Source organism: Streptomyces sp. NBC_01454 (assembly GCF_036227565.1).
In the GTDB taxonomy this organism is placed as follows: Bacteria; Actinomycetota; Actinomycetes; order Streptomycetales; family Streptomycetaceae; genus Streptomyces.
In genome coordinates this window covers 1,982,631-2,000,091 of the sequence record NZ_CP109460.1, presented here as the reverse complement: position 1 = coordinate 2,000,091, position 17,461 = coordinate 1,982,631, and the positions used below count along the sequence as shown (strand labels likewise).

General features: G+C 72.7%; 13 protein-coding genes and 2 pseudogenes. 8 read left to right on the top strand and 7 right to left on the bottom strand.

Annotated features, from left to right (window positions below):
* Positions 1 to 109: 109 nt before the first annotated feature.
* Together argF and OIU81_RS08645 are read left to right on the top strand one after the other, a co-directional pair.
* Positions 110 to 1,114: an ornithine carbamoyltransferase gene (gene argF / locus OIU81_RS08650; protein WP_329145534.1), complete on the top strand. Its 1,005-nt coding sequence runs from the start codon at positions 110 to 112 to the stop codon at positions 1,112 to 1,114.
* 182 nt (positions 1,115 to 1,296) lie between these two features.
* Positions 1,297 to 2,754 carry an amino acid permease gene (locus OIU81_RS08645; protein WP_329145533.1) on the top strand — a complete coding sequence of 486 codons (1,458 nt, stop codon included), beginning with the start codon at positions 1,297 to 1,299 and terminating at the stop codon, positions 2,752 to 2,754.
* Between the two features lie 376 nt (positions 2,755 to 3,130).
* Here OIU81_RS08645 and OIU81_RS08635 read toward each other — a convergent pair.
* A pseudogene (locus OIU81_RS08635) lies at positions 3,131 to 3,253 on the bottom strand (ATP-binding protein); the annotation flags it as partial.
* Between the two features lie 594 nt (positions 3,254 to 3,847).
* Positions 3,848 to 4,102, bottom strand: a pseudogene (locus OIU81_RS42315) (ATP-binding protein); the annotation flags it as partial.
* 302 nt (positions 4,103 to 4,404) lie between these two features.
* Between OIU81_RS42315 and OIU81_RS08630 the strand changes: the two are divergent.
* Entirely contained in the window at positions 4,405 to 5,232 is an 828-nt protein-coding gene (locus OIU81_RS08630) for an enoyl-CoA hydratase family protein (RefSeq protein WP_329145531.1), read from the top strand.
* A 2-nt stretch (positions 5,233 to 5,234) separates the two neighbouring features.
* Entirely contained in the window at positions 5,235 to 7,559 is a 2,325-nt protein-coding gene (locus OIU81_RS08625) for a bifunctional salicylyl-CoA 5-hydroxylase/oxidoreductase (RefSeq protein ID WP_329154967.1), read from the top strand.
* A 116-nt stretch (positions 7,560 to 7,675) separates the two neighbouring features.
* Here the strand turns inward: OIU81_RS08625 and OIU81_RS08620 are convergent, their stop codons facing one another.
* Positions 7,676 to 8,653, bottom strand: a complete 978-nt coding sequence (locus OIU81_RS08620; RefSeq protein ID WP_329145529.1) for a ScbA/BarX family gamma-butyrolactone biosynthesis protein — start codon at positions 8,651 to 8,653, stop codon at positions 7,676 to 7,678.
* Positions 8,654 to 8,798: 145 nt separating this feature from the next.
* Positions 8,799 to 9,416, bottom strand: coding sequence for a ScbR family autoregulator-binding transcription factor (locus OIU81_RS08615; protein ID WP_189096402.1), 618 nt, complete (start codon positions 9,414 to 9,416; stop codon positions 8,799 to 8,801).
* A 192-nt stretch (positions 9,417 to 9,608) separates the two neighbouring features.
* On the opposite strand from OIU81_RS08615, the gene OIU81_RS08610 reads away from it, so the two are divergent.
* Positions 9,609 to 10,637: an MDR family NADP-dependent oxidoreductase gene (locus OIU81_RS08610; RefSeq protein ID WP_329145525.1), complete on the top strand. Its 1,029-nt coding sequence runs from the start codon at positions 9,609 to 9,611 to the stop codon at positions 10,635 to 10,637.
* A gap of 52 nt (positions 10,638 to 10,689) precedes the next feature.
* Here OIU81_RS08610 and OIU81_RS08605 read toward each other — a convergent pair whose 3' ends face one another.
* Positions 10,690 to 11,325, bottom strand: coding sequence for a TetR/AcrR family transcriptional regulator (locus OIU81_RS08605; protein ID WP_329145523.1), 636 nt, complete (start codon positions 11,323 to 11,325; stop codon positions 10,690 to 10,692).
* Positions 11,326 to 11,775: 450 nt separating this feature from the next.
* Here OIU81_RS08605 and OIU81_RS08600 point away from each other — a divergent pair, with 450 nt between their 5' ends.
* The gene (locus OIU81_RS08600; RefSeq protein WP_189096405.1) at positions 11,776 to 12,540 is read left to right on the top strand and encodes an HAD family hydrolase; all 765 of its coding nucleotides are present in this window, start codon (positions 11,776 to 11,778) and stop codon (positions 12,538 to 12,540) included.
* Positions 12,541 to 12,557: 17 nt separating this feature from the next.
* Here OIU81_RS08600 and OIU81_RS08595 read toward each other — a convergent pair whose 3' ends face one another.
* Together OIU81_RS08595 and OIU81_RS08590 are read right to left on the bottom strand one after the other, a co-directional pair.
* A complete protein-coding gene (locus tag OIU81_RS08595; protein ID WP_329145520.1) occupies positions 12,558 to 13,400 on the bottom strand; it encodes a PaaX family transcriptional regulator in 843 nt (280 codons plus the stop codon).
* A gap of 9 nt (positions 13,401 to 13,409) precedes the next feature.
* Complete coding sequence (locus OIU81_RS08590; protein WP_329145518.1) at positions 13,410 to 15,011, bottom strand: AMP-binding protein; 1,602 nt, start codon at positions 15,009 to 15,011, stop codon at positions 13,410 to 13,412.
* Between the two features lie 207 nt (positions 15,012 to 15,218).
* Between OIU81_RS08590 and OIU81_RS08585 the strand changes: the two genes are divergently transcribed.
* Positions 15,219 to 16,352: an acyl-CoA dehydrogenase family protein gene (locus OIU81_RS08585; protein WP_329145516.1), complete on the top strand. Its 1,134-nt coding sequence runs from the start codon at positions 15,219 to 15,221 to the stop codon at positions 16,350 to 16,352.
* 162 nt (positions 16,353 to 16,514) lie between these two features.
* Positions 16,515 to 17,318 carry a VOC family protein gene (locus tag OIU81_RS08580; RefSeq protein ID WP_329145514.1) on the top strand — a complete coding sequence of 268 codons (804 nt, stop codon included), beginning with the start codon at positions 16,515 to 16,517 and terminating at the stop codon, positions 17,316 to 17,318.
* The last annotated feature ends 143 nt before the right edge of the window (positions 17,319 to 17,461 follow it).

The following is a 17,461-nucleotide window of genomic DNA, read 5'->3' as shown; positions in this document are numbered from 1 at the left end:
GCGGGGACCGGACCTCGTGCGGCCAGGGGCTCCGTATAGGGATACGTTCATTCGTATACAATTCCAATATTCGAGTCCGTCCCGACTGCCGCGAACCAGGAGCCCACCCATGGCGATAGACCTCAGGGGCCGCCATTTCCTCAAGGAGCTGGACTTCAGCGCCGAGGAATTCCGCCGACTGACCGACCTGGCGGCCGAGCTGAAAGCGGCCAAGCGCGCCGGCACCGAGGTCCCCCGCCTCCAGGGCAGGAACATCGCCCTGATCTTCGAGAAGACCTCGACCCGGACCCGCTGCTCCTTCGAGATCGCGGCCGCCGATCAGGGCGCCTCGACCACCTATCTCGACCCGTCCGGCTCGCAGATCGGGCACAAGGAGTCGGTGAAGGACACCGCCCGGGTCCTCGGCCGGATGTTCGACGGCATCGAGTTCCGCGGGAGCCGTCAGTCCGACGTCGAGGAGCTGGCGGCCCACGCCGGGGTGCCCGTCTTCAACGGGCTGACCGACGAATGGCACCCCACGCAGATGCTCGCCGACGTGCTGACCATGGCCGAGCACGGCCGGGGCCGCCCGCTGGAGGAGACCGCCTTCGCCTACCTCGGCGACGCCCGGAACAACATGGGCAACTCCTACCTCGTCACCGGCGCCCTGCTCGGCATGGACGTCCGGATCGTGGCGCCGAAGCAGCTGTGGCCCGAGGAGTCGGTCGTCGCGCAGGCGCGCGCGCTCGCCGGAACCAGCGGCGCCCGCCTCACGCTCACCGACGACGTCACCGAGGGCGTGCGCGGCGCGGACTTCGTGACGACCGATGTCTGGGTCTCCATGGGCGAGCCCAAGGAGGTGTGGGACGAGCGGATCGCGCTGCTGGCGCCGTACGCGGTCACGATGGACGTGCTGCGCGCCACCGGCAAGCCGGACGTGAAGTTCCTGCACTGTCTGCCCGCCTACCACGACCTCGGCACGGCGCTCGGCCGGGAGATCCACGACCGGCACGGACTGTCGTCGCTGGAGGTCACCGACGAGGTCTTCGAGTCCGCGCACTCCGTCGTCTTCGACGAGGCGGAGAACCGGATGCACACGATCAAGGCGGTGCTGGTCGCCACGCTCGCCCGCTAGGCGGCGGGTGCGCGCACGGCCTCGCCCGCGCCGCACAGCCCGTCGCCGCGAAGGGCGATCATGCAGGTCAAGCGGTTACCATCGAGCCGCTCGCGGGGTTCGGACCCACCGGTCCGGACCCCGCCTTCGTGTGTGGCCCACCCGCGCCGCGCGCACCGCACCACCAGAGAGAGAACCGCCCCATGCGCCCGCCCGTCTCCCGCCGCCGCCCCTCGGAGGCGCTGCGCACCGCACCCCCCGCGGCCTTGTCCGGACCGCGGATCAAGTCCCCCGACCTGCTCATCGCCGAGTCGGGTGCGGACCTCGAAGGCCACGGCCTCCGCCGCAGCATGGGGCTCTTCCAGCTCATCTGTTTCGGCATCGGCGCGATCGTCGGCACCGGGATCTTCGTCGGCCTGTCCGACACCGTCGCCGCGGCCGGTCCCGCCGTCCTCGTCTCCTTCGTGCTGGCGGCCGTCACCTGCGTCTTCACCGCCTTCTCCTTCGCCGAGCTGGGCGGCGCGATACCGGTGTCCGGCAGCTCGTACTCCTACGCGTACGCCACCCTCGGCGAGCGCACCGCCTTCCTCGTCGGCTGGTGCCTGCTGCTCGAATACGGCATCTCGATCTCGGCGGTCGCCGTCGGCTGGGGCCAGTACCTCAACGAGCTGCTCGGCAGCCTGACCGGCTGGCAGCTGCCCGCCGTGCTCTCCAGCCCGCCCGGTGACGGCGGCATCGTCAACGTCCCGGCCGTCGTCGTGATGCTGCTCGCCGCCCTGCTCCTGGTCCGCGGCATCGGGGAGAGCGCCCGGGCGACCGCCGCGATGGCCGTCCTGAAGCTCGCGGTCCTGGTCGTGTTCTGCGCGATCGGGCTCAGCGCCTTCCGGGCCGGCAACCTGACGCCGTTCGCCCCGGAGGGCGTCGCCGGCATCACCTCCGGCGCCTCGGTCGCCTTCTTCTCCTACATCGGCTTCGACGCGATCACCACGGCCGGCGAGGAGGTCAGGAACCCGCGGCGCAACATCCCCGTCGCGATCATGGTCTGCATCGGCGTGGTCACCGTCCTGTACTGCCTGGTCGCGGCCTCCGCCATCGGTGCGCTCTCCGCCGACGACGTCGCCGGCCGGCCCGCCGCGCTGTCGCTGATCGTCAACCGCGTGACCGACTCGGCGCTCGGCGGCGGGGTGATCGCCTTCGGCGCCGTCGTCGCCATCGCCTCGGTCGTCCTCGCGGTCATGTACGGCCAGACCCGCATCCTGATGTCGATGTCGCGCGACGGGCTGGTCCCGCGGATCTTCGAGCGGGTCTCGCCCCGGACGTCCACCCCCGTCGCCAACACCTGGATCGTCGCGGCGGTCTTCGCCGTGCCCGCCGCGGTCGTACCACTGGACGCGGTGATGAACCTGTCGACCATCGGGACGCTGGCGGTCATGGTGGCGGTCAACCTCAGCGTGATGGTGCTGCGCCGCACCCGCCCCGATCTGCCGCGCCGCTTCCGCGTGCCGCTCTTCCCGCTCAGCCCGCTGCTCGGCATCGCCTTCTGCCTGTACCTGGGCTACGGCACCGGCCCGGCGACCTGGCTCCAGTTCGCCGGGTTCCTGGTGGCCGGGGCGCTGGTCTACACGTGCTACGGGCGGCGTCGTTCGCGGCTGGCGCTGTGACCCCATAGGTGCGCCGGTTGTCAGGCTGCGGTCTTGCGTGGGCGTCCGCCCCGGCGGATGCCCTTTGCGCCGCGGATCCGGGCGCGTTCGCGGCGCCGGGCTGCGAGGACGTCGGGGTGGCGGGCGTGGGTGGTGCGCCGGCGCAGGTAGGCGTGCGGGGCCCGGGTCTGTGCGGTGCGGTGGCCGTGGTGGAAGTCGGCGACCGTGAACGGCCGTAGCGGGCCGATGCGGGCCTCGACCGGACTGGCCTGGTCAGGGCACTACTTCTCACGCAGATTCTCGACCGAGGCGGCCGCCACGGCCCTCTCGATCATGCCGGGCACACACAGGCGAACGGGCCGACAGGTCCCCACCGACGGCACCGGCCCCGCCGGCCTCACCGCCGGCGCCGGTGCGGCAGATCGGGAAGGGTGAACCAGACGGCCTTGCCGCACGCCGTCGGACGGCAGCCCGCGTCGAAACTCAGCGAACGGAGCAGCAGCAGGCCACGGCCCTGGTCACCGTGGCCGTGCGAGTCCCGGGTGGCCGCTTCAGCGGCTTCGGCTGCTTCGGCTGCTTCGGCCGCCTCGGCGGCATCGATGAACGGGGTGCCGGGGGCTCGGGTCTCCGTGGCCGGGGTCTCTGTGCTCGCCCCGGCGTCGCCCGTCTCCGCGCTCTCCCCGGCGTCGTCGCCTCCCTCGTCCTCGTCCCCGTCCCCCTCGCTGCCCCCGGCGCCCCCCGCACGCTGCGCCGGAACCCGGTCATCGGCCGTCCGGTGACCGTCCCTCGTACGCGTCCCGTCAGCCGCAGGGACCTCATCCGCCGCAGGGACCTCAACCGCCGACGGGGCCCCGTCCGCCGTCGCGCTCCGCTTCACCCACCGCACCGGCCCGGAAGCGTCGGGCGCTTCGGCCGCCCCCACATCCCCCACATCCCCCACATCCCCCACATCCCCCACATCCCCCACATCCCCCACATCCCCCACATCCCCCACATCCCCCGCATCCCCCGCCCCGGAACCGTCCGTGGCCGTCCCCGGCGCCCTCGCGGTCCCCGCCTCGCCCGCCGCCCCGGAAGCCGGCGCCGTGGCGTCGAGCAGCTCATCGATGAGCATCGGATCGCTGTCGTGCACCTCGATCCGGCAGCCCGGCCTCGCGCGCTCCACCACCAGCTCGATGGGGTGCGTACCGCAGGTGTGCTTGAGGGCGTTGGTCACCAGCTCGGTGGTCAGCAGCTGTGCGGTGGTCCGGTCGGCCGTCACCATGAGGTCCTGCATGGCGGTGCGGACCATCGCGCGGGCGACGGGGACGGCCGTCACGCCGTGCGGCAGCGTGATGCGCCAGATCGCAGGGGCCGGGGGTTCCGCCATGGGCCGTCGTTCCGTTCGCAAGAAGCCAGGTCGGCCGCAGGAGGTCGATCCGGACGGAACTCCAGCCTAGAAAGCGCGGGGGCGCCGGGGACAGGGGCGTGTGGCGGGGGCCGGGCATGCCGGAGGTCATGCGCGGCCGGGACTTTCGCCCCCTTCGCCGCACGGTCCCGGGGCGGCGGACCGCCGCCGAACGTGGGTCGTTTATCGCGTCCTCGTGACGACAGTCATGAAGGGGTGATAACTTCGAGAAGCATCCGGAACAGCATCCACCGGCCGACCGGCCAAAGGGGGCAGGCAGCCCGATGAGCCCGTTCGCAGGATCCGCCCGCAGTACAGATCCCTGGCAGCACCTCCGCGTGACCAGGAAAGACGGGATCGCCACCGTCACCCTCGCGCGCCCGGACAAGCTCAACGCCCTCACCTTCGAGGCCTACGCCGACCTCCGCGATCTGCTCGCGGAACTCTCCCGGGAACGCTCGGTGCGCGCCCTCGTCCTCGCGGGGGAGGGGCGCGGGTTCTGCTCCGGCGGCGACGTCGAGGAGATCATCGGCGCCACCCTGGGCATGGACACCGCGCAGCTGCTGGACTTCAACCGGATGACCGGGCAGGTCGTCAGGGCGCTGCGGGAGTGCCCGTTCCCGGTGATCGCGGCCGTGCACGGGGTCGCGGCCGGGGCCGGCGCGGTCCTCGCGCTGGCCGCGGATTTCCGCGTGGCCGACCCCTCCGCCCGCTTCGCCTTCCTCTTCACCCGCGTCGGGCTGTCCGGCGGCGACATGGGCGCGGCCTATCTCCTGCCGCGCGTCATCGGCCTCGGCCATGCCACCCGGCTGCTGATGCTCGGCGACGCCGTCCGCGCCCCGGAGGCCGAACGGCTCGGGCTGATCAGCGAACTGGCCGAGGAGGGACGGGCCGACGAGGCGGCCGCGGCGCTCGCCAAGCGGCTCGCCGAGGGGCCCGCGCTGGCCCACGCGCAGACCAAGGCGCTGCTCACCGCGGAGCTCGACATGCCGCTGGCCGCCGCGGTCGAGATGGACGCCGCCACCCAGGCGCTGCTGATGAACAGCGACGACTACGCGGAATTCCATGCCGCCTTCACCGAGAAGCGGACGCCCAAGTGGCAGGGGAAATAGCCATGCGGGTCGCCGTCGTCGGCGGAGGACCGGGCGGGCTGTATGCCGCGGTCCTGCTCAAGCGCCTCGATCCCGCCCGGGAGATCACCGTATGGGAGCGCAACGCACCCGAGGACACCTTCGGATTCGGTGTGGTGCTCTCCGACGAGACCCTCGGCGGCATCGAGCACGCCGACCCGGAGGTCTACCGCGCCCTCCAGGCGGAGTTCGTCCGCTGGGACGACATCGACATCGTGCACCGCGGCCGCACCCTGACGTCCGGTGGGCACGGCTTCGCGGCGCTCAGCCGGCGCCGGCTGCTGGCCGTACTCCACCGGCGCTGCCGTGACCTCGGCGTCGAGCTGCGCTTTCGTACCGAGGCCCCGCCCGCCGCCGAACTCGCGCGCACCCACGATCTGGTGATCGCCGCCGACGGGGTGCACAGCACGACCCGCACCGCGCACGCCGAGGTCTTCGGCCCGCGGCTGACCACCCACCGCTGCCGCTACATCTGGCTCGCCGCCGACTTCGCCTTCGACGCCTTCCGCTTCGAGATCGCCGAGACCGAGCACGGCGTCGCACAGCTCCACGCCTATCCCTACTCCCGCCCGACGCCCGGCGGGCCCGCGCCGGGCCCCGCCGAGGGGGAGCGGTCCCCGGGCGCCAGCACCGTCATCGTCGAGATGCGCGAGGAGGTCTGGCGTGCGGCCGGACTCGACCGCTGCGACGAGCGCGAGTCGGCGCAGTGGTGCGCCAAGGTCTTCGCGGACGCGCTGGGCGGCCGGTCGCTGCGCGCCAACAACTCCAGCTGGATCGCCTTCCGCACGGTCGTCAACGACCGCTGGTCCCACGGCAATACGGTGCTGCTGGGCGACGCCGCGCACACCGCGCACTTCTCCATCGGCTCCGGCACCAAGCTCGCCGTCGAGGACGCCCTGGCGCTGGCCGCCTGCCTCCAGGAGCAGCCGAACACCGCCTCCGCGCTGGCCGCCTACGAGCAGGAGCGCCGCCCCGTCGTCGCCTCCACCCAGCGTGCCGCCCGCGCCAGCCTCGCCTGGTTCGAGGAGCTGGCCACCTACCTCGACCAGCCGCCCCACCAGTTCGCCTTCAACCTCCTCACCCGCAGCCGCCGGGTCACCCACGACAACCTGCGGCTGCGCGACCCCGGATTCGTCACGGCCGTCGAGCGCGAGGCGGGCTTCGAGGCCACCACGCCACCCATGTTCACCCCGTTCCGCCTGGGCGGGCTGACCCTGCGCAACCGCGTCGTGGTCTCCCCGATGGACATGTACTCCGCGACGGACGGCGAGGGCACCCCGGGCGACTTCCACCTCGTCCACCTCGGCGCCCGCGCGCTGGGCGGCGCCGGGCTGGTGATGACGGAGATGGTGTGCGTCAGCCCCGAGGGACGGATCACGCCCGGCTGTACGGGGCTGTACACACCGGGCCATGAGGCCGCCTGGCGCCGGGTCACCGACTTCGTCCACACCTCCGCGCCCGGCACCGCCCTCGGCGTCCAGCTCGGGCACTCCGGCCGCAAGGGCTCGACCCGGCTGATGTGGGACGGTATCGACCAGCCGCTCCCGGAGGGCAACTGGCCGGTCGTGGCGGCCTCCCCGCTGCCCTACCGCCCCGGCGTCAACCAGCTCCCGCACGCCCTGACCGCGTCCGAACTCGCCACCGTACGCGAGCAGTTCGTCGGCTCCGCCGAGTCCGCCGCCCGCGCCGGCTTCGATCTGCTCGAACTCCACTGCGCCCACGGCTATCTGCTCTCCGGCTTCCTCTCACCGCTCACCAACCACCGCACCGACGCCTACGGCGGCGACCTCACCGCCCGGCTGCGCTTCCCTCTGGAGGTCTTCGACGCGGTCCGCGCCGTCTGGCCGGCCGAGCGCCCGATGACGGTCCGGATCTCCGCGACCGACTGGGCGGACGGCGGCACCACGGCCGACGACGCGGTGGCCATCGCCGGGGCCTTCGCCCGGCACGGCGCCGACGCCATCGATGTCTCGACCGGGCAGGTGGTCCCCGACGAACGCCCCGACTTCGGCCGCTCCTACCAGACCCCGTTCGCCGACCGGATCCGCAACACCCTCGGTGTGCCGGTCATCGCGGTCGGCGCCCTGTCCTCCTGGGACGACGTCAACTCCCTGGTGCTGGCCGGGCGTGCGGACCTGTGCGCGCTGGCCAGGCCGCATCTGTACGACCCGCACTGGACGCTGCACGCCGCCGCGGAGCAGGAGTACGCGGGGCCGGGCGCGCCCTGGCCGCTGCCGTACCAGGCGGGCAGCCGCACCCCGCCCACCGGACGTACCGACGTACCGAAGCCCCGCCTCACACTGCGGTGACGGGGAGGCACGGGCAGTGGGGCGGGGCCGTATCGGGGCCGCCCCGGCGGACTGCCGGGCGGGCGGCGGAGGAGCGGTGCGCGGTCAGGGGGCCGGCGGGCCGGCGAAGCGGCCGGTCAGGGCGTCGGCACGCTGGTGATCTGTGCCGAGATGACGGGCTTGTCGTGCTGCTCGACGGTGACGGTGGACTGCCGGCTGCCGTCGTCGGCCCGCTCGGTGGTCCGGGCCTGCACCCAGGACGGGGCGTCGAGTTCGGCGTAGCGCGCGAACGAGCACTCCAGGGAGACCGGGAGGGTGCTGCCGGGCGTGGACGCCTGCGCGGCCTGCCGGGCGGCCTCGATCATCAGCATCCCGGGCGCGTGGTCCACGGGGTGGTCGAAGAGCACCGGGTGTGAGGTCTCCACCCGCAGCTGCCAGCGGTCGGCGCGGTCGGTGGGGGAGAGCACCACGTCACGGTCGTGTTCCCGGGCGACCAGCTGCGGCGGGACGGCCTGCGGCACGGGCAGCTTGCGGGAGTTGGCGAGGTCGAGATCGCAGTACTCGCCGCGGAGCCGGCGGTAGACCGCCAGGCTGTGGCAGGAGTAGTCGAGGGCCGCCGTGGCCAGTTCGGCGCCGTCGCACAGGATCCGGAACTCCTGGCGGGCGGTGGCCAGCCGCTTGCCGCGGTAGATCATGTCGTGGTCGGTGACGTGCAGTTCGATCTCGGCGGGCTGTCCGGTGGTGCGCAGTGCCTCCGGTAAGAGGTCGTAGCGGACCCGCTGCCAGATGATCGGGTGGTCGAGCGGCACCTGGTGTGCGACATGGCTCAGTAATATCCCGGCCTGCCGCACCGTTTCTATCAGCAGAATCGGGTCGTGCAGACCGTGGCGCGGGCCGTAGAAGGTGTGGGCGCGCGGCCACTGGGCGCTGACCACCCAGCCGTCGGCGGCGCCGCGGCGCCAGTTGGTCAGGAAGACTTCGGAGATGGCGGTCCGGTGCACGTACTCCCGCGGCACCGTGCTGGTGAGAGCGGACGGTCGGCTTCCGTTGGCGTCCTCGCCTCCGATGTCAGGGCGCTCATCGCGCACATACGGCGCGAGCGTGGCGCTGGCCATAGTGGTTCCTTTCTGAGGTGCGGCTCTTCGCGCCCCGGCGGGCTGAGCCTTTGTAACCGTCCTGCCACACTAAGATACGGACCATGTGGTTTGTTTTCCAGTGCCGAACGGGCCCCGGATACATCGGGGCGGTGGACGGTGGGGGTCAGACCGGGATCGTCACACAACGGCCGTGCGGATCCAGGTGGCTCAGCGCGCCGGGGGACGCCAGACCCGGCAGGGTGTGCTTCCACAGGGCCGTGACGCGCTCCGGGAGGTCGGCGCGGTTGGTGGCGGCCCGGGAGAACAGCTGCACGCCCATGTAGGCGGCGACGAAGAACTCGGCCGCCCGGTCCGGTGCCACGCCGGGCAGTAATTCCCCGTTGTCGCGGGCCTCGGTGAACATCGTGGTGATGATGTCGGTCCAGGCCTGGTACGGCACCAGCGGGTTCTCGCTGAAGGTCGTCTCGACCGCGATACGGGTGCCGGCCTGCAGCAGCGGATCGCTGCGCAGGGCCAGCGCCACCTGGTGGGTGAAGTCGATGGCGTCCTGCAGCCGCGACTCGCTGACCTGGGGCAAAAATGGATCGGTCTGCTCCGTGATGACCGCGCGGGCCAGTGCGTCCTTGGACGTGAAATGGAAGTACACGGCGCCCTTGGTGACCCCGGCGCGCTGGATGATCTCTGCCATCGTGGCGGCCTGGTATCCGCGGGTGCCGATGACATGAGCCGCCGCTTCGAGGACGGCCCGTCGGGTGCGCACTGCGCGTTCCTGCTTGACCACCGATCATCCTCCGTATGCTCTCTTGGAGTTGTTGTGCCTGAGTGCGACCCGTCGCCCGTGGCCGCGCAGTCTATTTCCGCATCATAAAGAAGCCAACCATGCGGTATTGATTTGCGCCCGCTTCGGTGGCGCGATCCCGCGTCGCGGTCCGGTACGGCACCGAAGAGTGATACGAGCGCGAGGAGCTGTCCGATGTCCCCCACCGTCGTCCCCGCCATACCGGCCGTACACCGCGAAGTCCGGCTCGCCGACCAGGCCGAAGGTGAAGTGACGGCGGGTCATTTCACGATCGCCGAGGTCCCGGTGCCGGTCCCCGGACCGGGGCAGGTACTGGTGCGTACCCGTGTGATGGCGGTGACCGCTGCGATGCGGACACAGATGACCAAAGTGCCGCTGCCGATGCCGTCATTCGTCCCGGGGAAGGCGCTGTGGGGCGCCGCGGTCGGCGAGGTCGTGACCGCTCCCGGCGGCGGCTTCACCCCCGGGGAGCTGGTCCACCACCCCTACGGCTGGCGGGAGTTCGCGGTCGTCGAGGAGTCGCGCCTGCGGCGGCTCGACCCGGACGCTCTGCCGACGCCCGCCGCGCACCTGTCGCAGGGGGCGACCGCCTGGGGCGCGCTGCGCCGGGCCGCGGAGGTACGGCCGGGGGACACCGTCTTCATCACGGGCGCCGCGGGTGGCGTGGGCAGCCTGGCCGGGCAGCTCGCGCGCCGGCTGGGGGCCGGCCGGGTCGTGGGCAGCACCGGTTCGGAGCGCAAGGCGGTCCGGCTGCGTGCCGAGTTGGGGTACGACGACACGATCGTGCGCGGGGCCGGGCCGATCGAACGACAGCTGCGCCGGGCCGCGCCGGGCGGGATCGACGTGCTGCTGGACACCGTGGGCGGCGAGCAGCTCCCGGCGGCGCTGGCGGTGGCCCGCCCCGATGCGCGGTTCGCGCTCGTCGGCGCGCTCTCCAGCCAGTTGGGCAACAGCGGCGGTGCCCTGACCCCGCTGGAGCTGGACACGGGGCTGATCATCACGCGCCGGGTGACGCTGCGCGGCTTCGGACTGTACGCGCATCCGGATCTGCCGCAGGAGTGGACCAAGGAGTTCGGGCAGGGCTTGCGGGAGGGCTCGCTGGTCTTCCCGCACACCCTTCTCCAGGGGATCGAGCAGGCGCCACAGGCGCTGTGCGAACTCACGCAGGGGCGTCATATCGGGTCCGTGCTGGTCGAGTTGTGAGGGCGGGGCGCGGGGGCCGGGGCGCTGTCGGCCGGGCCGGCGGCCGCGCCGGTCAGCCGGCCGCCGGGAGCTGCGCCGGTGCCGGGATGCCGGCGGCCGCGATCCGGCCCGGCGCGGCCGGCAGCAGCGCCCACATGCCGACGATCGACTCCTGGTCCCACCACGTTCCGTCCTCGCCGCCCAGGTGGAGCAGGCCCACCACGAGCGAGGTCAACAGCTGGGCCGTCCGGCGCGGTTCGGCGTCCGGCGCATGCGAGCCGGCCGGCCCGCACGGCCCGCAGGTCACCGCCTTGTCGAGGAAGAGCGCGTACCAGCGCTGCTCCAGGGCGTAGATACCGAGTCCCGGCGCGGTCTCCGGCCGCAGCCGCAGTCCGGCGCGCAGTACGGCGTCCGACCGCACCCGGCCGAACAGCTCGACGGTGAAGTCCCGTACGGCGGTGGTCAGCGGCTGCGGGGAGCGGGCGAAGGCCTCCTCCACCTCCTGCAGCGTGGCGAGCGCGGCGTCGCGCACCGCGAGCGTGAGGTCGTCCTTGGACGTGAAGTGGAAGTAGAGGGCACCTTTGCTCAGCCGGGCCCGCCGGCTGATCTCGACCATGCCCGCTGCGGGTACCCCCTTCTCCAGGAAGGTCTCTGCGGCCGAGCGGATGAGTGCCTGGCGGCTCTGGATGGCGCGATGCTGGGTGGGCACGGTGTCCGTCCCGTCTCTAGTACGGCTGCGAGCTCAATGCAGTCTACATAGAAAACCAACCATGCGGTTCGGTATGCTTCCCCGGATTGGCCAGAACTGGCGCTCCCTGACGCGAAGCTGACGCCCGGTCGCCTGTTCGGATCTTCGGGGGCTCAAGAGGTGCGGTGCGTACCCAGTCTGGCCGTGGAGCGGAGTGTTGTCGACCCGTCAGGGCCGGTAACGATGCATTGACAAACAGCGCAGGCGGTTTTTAAATCTCCGAAGGCGGTAAACGGGACGAGGTCTTCCGACGCAGCCGCCGCGACGGTCGCGTACCGCCCTAGGACAGTGGTGCGCCATGGCGAGACCGCCTCTGCCTTCACCAGTCGTCGACCGCGGGCCGCCCGGCCGGCCGAGCCAGCAACGTCACCCGAGCCCCTGCACCCATAGGAATCCGGAAAGGTCTCAGCCATGCGCGTAGCAACGGAAGTCGGCGAACGTCCCGTGAGAGGCGCGCGGGGCGCCGGCGGTGAAACCATCAGGGCCGCCGTCTTCGATCTGGACGGCACCCTCGCCAACACTCTCCCCGCCATCAGCAAACTTCTCGTCAAGGTTGCCTCGGAACAGGGCTGTGCCGTGACCCCGCGGCAGGCCGCCGCCGCGATCGGCAAACCCCCCGGCCCCGCCTTCGGCCGGCTGCTCGGCCTGCCCGAGGAGGACGGCCGGGTGCAGGCCGCCATCTCCCGCTACCGCGAGCTGTTCTCCTACGAAGTCCTGTGCCAGGGGCCGCAGCTGCTCTTCCCCGGCGTGACCGCGGGGCTGTCCGCGCTGCGCGCCCACGGCGTCGAGCTCGCCGTCGCCACGTCCAAGACCACCCGCAGCGCCGAGGCGCTCCTCGACGTCATGGGCATCCGTGATCTGGTCGGTCCGGTCATCGGCCAGGACATGGTCCGGCGCGGCAAGCCGCACCCGGAGATGGTCCTGCGGGCCGCCGGCCGGCTCGGCGTCGCGACCTGGCAGAGCGCGTATGTGGGGGACACCGTGGGGGACATGCGGATGGCCGTCACCGCGCGCATGGAGCCGGTCGCGGTGACCTACGGGGTCGGCAAGTTCGGCGAGCTCGCCGGGGTCGCCGGCACCCGGATGTGCAGCTCCTTCAAGGACGTGGTCTCCGTGATCGCCGCCGCCAGGCCGCGGTCGGGCGTGCCCGTGGGGGCCCAGCAGCGCCGGCGCTGAGACCGGGGCAGGGGGCGCTAGGTCGTCAGCTCGTGTGCGTAACGGGCCCCGGCGGTGTGCAGTTTGGCGTGCAGCAGGCCGAACACCTCCGCCGCGCGGCCCCCCGGCCAGTCCTCAGGCAGGAGGGGAGAGGGCAGTCCGGGATCCGCATAGGGCAGCTGACGCCAGGCGTCCAGCGCCAGCAGATAGTCACGGTAGGCCGCCTCGGGGGGCACCTGGCGGCGCGGTGACCAGCGGTGCAGGACGGGCTCCTGCGCGGCGAGGAAGGCGCGGTGCGCCGCGGCCACGGCATCGAGGTCCCACCACCGCGCCACCGCGTCGGCCGTGGGGGCGAATCCGGCGTGGTCACCGGTGAACAGATCGACGTACGGGTCCAGTTGCAGCCGCTGGAGGGTGTGCCGGGTCTCCTCGTAGAGCTGTGCGGGGGCGATCCACACCCCTGGCGCGGCGGTGCCGAAACCCAGGCGCGCCAGCCGGGAGCGCAGCAGATGCCGTTTGTGCCGCTCCTCCTCGGGGACGGAGAAGACGGCGAGCACCCAGCCGTCGGACAGCCGCGCGGCCGGCCGGCCGAAGATCCGGCGGTCGCCGTCCTCCAGGAGCTGGCGGGCGTCGTCGGACAGCCCGTAGGCCGCCGCCCCGGTGTCCGTGCGCGCGGGGACCAGCAGTCCGCGCCGCTTGAGCCGGGAGACCGCGGAGCGCACCGACGGCGGATCCACCCCGAGCGCGCCGAGCAGCCGGATCAGGGCGGCGACCGGCACCGGAGCGGCCCGGCCCGCGCCGCCGGGCTCACCGCGGCCGTAGGCGCCGTAGAACGTCACGATCAGGGACCGTGGGGTGCGCTGCGTCTGCTGGTCGTTCACCGGGTCACTCTAGAGGGGGTCGCGCAGCCGGAAGCGCTGGAGCTTGCCGGTCGGGGTCCGCGGCAGGGAGGTGCAAAAGACGATCTCGCGCGGGCATTTGTAGGGCGCGATCCGGGTCTTGGTGAAGGCGCGCAGGGCCGCCACCGTCCCGTCGTCGTGGGCGACGCCCGCCCGGAGCACGACATGGGCGACGACCACCTGCCCGCGGTGCTCGTCGGCCCGCCCGACCACCGCCACCTCGGTCACATCCGGGTGCCGCAGCAGGGCGTCCTCCACCTCCGGACCTGCGATGTTGTAGCCGGCCGAGATGATCATGTCGTCCGCGCGGGCCACATAGCGGAAGTAGCCGTCGGGCTCGCGGACGTAGGTGTCGCCGGTGATGTTCCAGCCGCCCCGGACGTACTCGGTCTGCCGGGCGTCCGCGAGATAGCGGCAGCCGGTCGGTCCGCGGACGGCCAGCAGCCCCGGTTCACCGTCCGGCAGCGGGGTGCCGTCCGCGTCCACCACCCGCGCCTGGAAGCCCGGTACCGGCAGGCCCGTCGTGCCGGGCCGGATGGCCTCGTCGGCGGCCGAGATGAAGATGTGCAGCAGCTCCGTGGCGCCGATGCCGTTGATGATCCGCAGACCGGTCGCCTCGTGCCAGGCCTGCCAGGTCGCGGCGGAGAGGTTCTCGCCGGCCGAGACACAGCGGCGCAGGGAGGAGACGTCGTGCCCGGCGAGCTTGGGGAGCATCGCGCGATAGGCGGTCGGCGCGGTGAACAGCACCGAGATCCGGTGCGCGGCGATGTCGCCGAGCAGCCGCTCCGGCCCGCCCCAGTCGGCGAGATGGGCCGAGGCACCGGCTCGCAGCGGGAAGATGACCAGCCCGCCGAGGCCGAAGGTGAAGCCGAGCGGGGGGCTGCCGGCGAACACGTCGTCCGGCTCGGGGCGCAGCACCTGCGCCGAGAAGGTGTCCGCGATGGCGAGCACATCGCGGTGGAAGTGCATACAGCCTTTGGGGCGCCCGGTGGTGCCCGAGGTGAAGGCGATCAGTGCGACGTCGTCGGCCGCGGTCGGCACCGCCGGATACGGTGCCCCGCCCGGCCGGGCGAGCTGCCGCAGGTCGTCCGGGCCGTCCCCGCCGAAGGGGGTGATCCGCAGCTCCGGGACCCCGGCCTTGGCGAGATCGTCGACCGAGCGGACATCGCACAGCGCGAACCGCACTCGGGCGATCTCACAGATCGTGGCCAGCTCCTCGGGGCGCTGCGCGGCCAGCACGGTCACCGCCACCGCCCCCGCCTTCATCACGGCGAGCCAGCAGGCGGCCAGCCACGGCGTGGTGGGGCCGCGCAGCAGCACACGGTTGCCGGGCCGCACCCCCAGCGGGCCGGTGAGGGCGTGGGCGATGGCGTCGACCTGGGCCCGCAGCTGGCCGTAGGTCCACACCGGCCCGTCGGCGTCACGGATCGCGGGCCGGTCGGGGCCGAGCCGCGCGATGGTGGTGTCCAGCAGCTCGGCGCCGCAGTTCAGGCGGTCGGGATAGCCCAGATCGGTGAGCTGCGGCCACTGGTCGGGCGGCGGCAGCCGGTCGCGCGCGAAGGTGTCGGCGTGCGCCGAGGACCGTAGCTCCATGGCGGGTGCCCCCTTGGGCGGGTGGCCGACGGGCGGCCGGGGGTGGGAGGGGGGACTGTGGAGGCCGGTACGGAACCGGTGGGAAGGCTCGGGTGACTGCTCGTTCTGCGGGTCGCATACTGCCGTTCGGATCCGTCGTCAGCGTAACGTGTTCGTGACGGCAGTCAACAGACCGCGATAGAGGACCGTGAGCAGGGGAGCCGCCTCGTGACCGTATTCGCGCTGGGACCGGATGAGCGGAAATGGTGTGCCGAACTGCGCGCACTCACCGCCGAACGGCTGCGGCCGCTGGCGGAGAAGGGCACCGAGGGCCGGGTCAACCGCCCGCTCGTCGCCGCCCTCGGCGAACTGGGCCTGCTGCGACGCCTGTTCCCCGCCGACGGGGCCCTGCGCGCCCTGGACCTGTGCCTGCTGCGGGAATCCCTCGCCCAGGAGTGCACGGAGGCGGAGACCGCGCTGGCGCTCCAGGGGCTGGGGGCCTATCCGGTCGTGCAGTCCGGGACGGCGGAGCAGCGCGCGCGCTGGCTGCCGGAGGTCGGCGCGGGCCGGGCGGTCGCGTCCTTCGCGCTCAGCGAGCCGGGGGCCGGTTCGGACGCCGCCGCGCTGTCCCTGGCGGCCGAGCCGGACGGACCGGACGGCTGGCGGCTGACCGGCGAGAAGTGCTGGATCTCCAACGCCCCCGAGGCCGACTTCGCCACCGTCTTCGCCCGCACGGGCGGCGGGGCGGGCGCGCGCGGCGTCACCGCCTTCCTCGTCCCCGCCGACCGTCCCGGACTGACCGGCGAGCGCCTGGACATGCTCAGCCCGCACCCCATCGGCACCCTCGTCTTCGACGGCACGCCGGTGACCAGGGCGGACGTCCTGGGTGAGGTGGACGCCGGGTTCGCCGTGGCGATGGCCACGCTGAATCTCTTCCGGCCCAGCGTGGGCGCCTTCGCGGTCGGCATGGCGCAGGCCGCGCTGGATGCGGCACTGGCACACGCCGGCGCGCGCACCGCGTTCGGCGGCCCGCTGCGAGACCTCCAGTCCGTCGGCCACCAGCTCGCCGAGATGGCCACCCGGGTCGAGTCCGCCCGGCTCCTGGTGTACGCGGCGGCCTCCGCGTACGACACCGGGGCCCCGGACATCGCGCGCCGTTCGGCCATGGCCAAGCTGCTGGCGACCGAGACCGCCCAGTACGTCGTCGATGCCGCCGTGCAGATCCACGGCGCCCGCGCGCTGCGCCGCGGACACCTGCTGGAACACCTCTACCGGGAGGTCCGTGCGCCGCGCATCTACGAAGGCGCCACGGAGGTGCAGCGCTCGATCATCGCCAAGGAGCTGTACCGGGAGCGGACCTGAACCGCGCGCCGGCTGCGTACTGGCTCTCCCGTGGCCCTCTGGCCCTGTGGCCCTGTGGTGACCCTGTGATCCGGCCCCGAGGGGCCGGATCCCGGCCGACGGGCGAGTGTCAGTGCCGGATGTCAGGCTGAACAGCAGAGAGGATCCGCGAAGGGAATCGCCATGATCACTACCGACTTCGTCCCCGGCTCCCCCTGCTGGCTCGATCTCGGCGCCCCCGATGTCGAGGTCGCCACGGCGTTCTACCGAGCCGTGTTCGGCTGGCAGTCCGCGTCGCACGGTGGCCAGGAGGCGGGCGGCTACACCCTCTTCCGACTCGACGGCAGCGCCGTCGGCGCGGTGGGTCCGCTCACCGAAGGCGGCGCCCGCTCCGCCTGGACGCTCTACTTCCAGACCCCCGACGCGGACGCCACGGCCAGGGCGGTGGAGCGGGCCGGCGGCACAGTCCGCGTGGCCCCCGTCGAAGTCGGCGCGGACGACGGCCGGTTCGCCCAGCTCACGGACCCGCAGGGGGCCGAGTTCGCCGTCTGGCAGCCCCTGAAGGACCCGGGCCTCGAAGCCGCGGACACACCGGGCACGCTGTGCTGGACCGAGCTCTACACCACCGACTCGGCCGCCGCGCAGACCTTCTACTCCACCGTCTTCGGCTGGACCACCCAGGACATGCCGCTCCCCGGCGGTGGCGGCACCTACACCCTGCTCGCCCCCGCGAACTGCGGCGAGGACCGGACGCACGGCGGCCTCATGGAGGTCCCGGCGGATCTCCTCGGCCCCGGCGGAACGCCGTACTGGCACCCGGTGTTCTGCTCGAGGGACTGCGATGCCACCGTCGGCCTGGTGACGGGCAACGGCGGCACCCTGTCGATGGGTCCGGAAACCGCCGAGGGCGTCGGCCGCCTCGCCGTCTGCACGGACTCTGCGGGCGCGGAGTTCGTGGTGCTGACGCCGGAGGAGACGACGCAGTGAGGGGGACGGCGCAGGAAAGAGGCAGTCGCACATCTGACGGCCCATCATTCGCCAGTCCCTGCTGCCCGGTTCACACGGCCATCGGACGCAACCGGGCCGGACGCAACCGGGCCGGACGCAACCGGGCCGGACGCAACCGGGCC

Coding starts and splice junctions, on each gene's coding strand:
- argF (WP_329145534.1), top strand. CDS start 110: ATGGCGATAGACCTCAGGGGCCGCCATTTCCTCAAGGAGCTGGACTTC.
- OIU81_RS08645 (WP_329145533.1), top strand. CDS start 1,297: ATGCGCCCGCCCGTCTCCCGCCGCCGCCCCTCGGAGGCGCTGCGCACC.
- OIU81_RS08630 (WP_329145531.1), top strand. CDS start 4,405: ATGAGCCCGTTCGCAGGATCCGCCCGCAGTACAGATCCCTGGCAGCAC.
- OIU81_RS08625 (WP_329154967.1), top strand. CDS start 5,235: ATGCGGGTCGCCGTCGTCGGCGGAGGACCGGGCGGGCTGTATGCCGCG.
- OIU81_RS08620 (WP_329145529.1), bottom strand. CDS start 8,653: ATGGCCAGCGCCACGCTCGCGCCGTATGTGCGCGATGAGCGCCCTGAC.
- OIU81_RS08610 (WP_329145525.1), top strand. CDS start 9,609: ATGTCCCCCACCGTCGTCCCCGCCATACCGGCCGTACACCGCGAAGTC.
- OIU81_RS08600 (WP_189096405.1), top strand. CDS start 11,776: ATGCGCGTAGCAACGGAAGTCGGCGAACGTCCCGTGAGAGGCGCGCGG.
- OIU81_RS08590 (WP_329145518.1), bottom strand. CDS start 15,011: ATGGAGCTACGGTCCTCGGCGCACGCCGACACCTTCGCGCGCGACCGG.
- OIU81_RS08580 (WP_329145514.1), top strand. CDS start 16,515: ATGATCACTACCGACTTCGTCCCCGGCTCCCCCTGCTGGCTCGATCTC.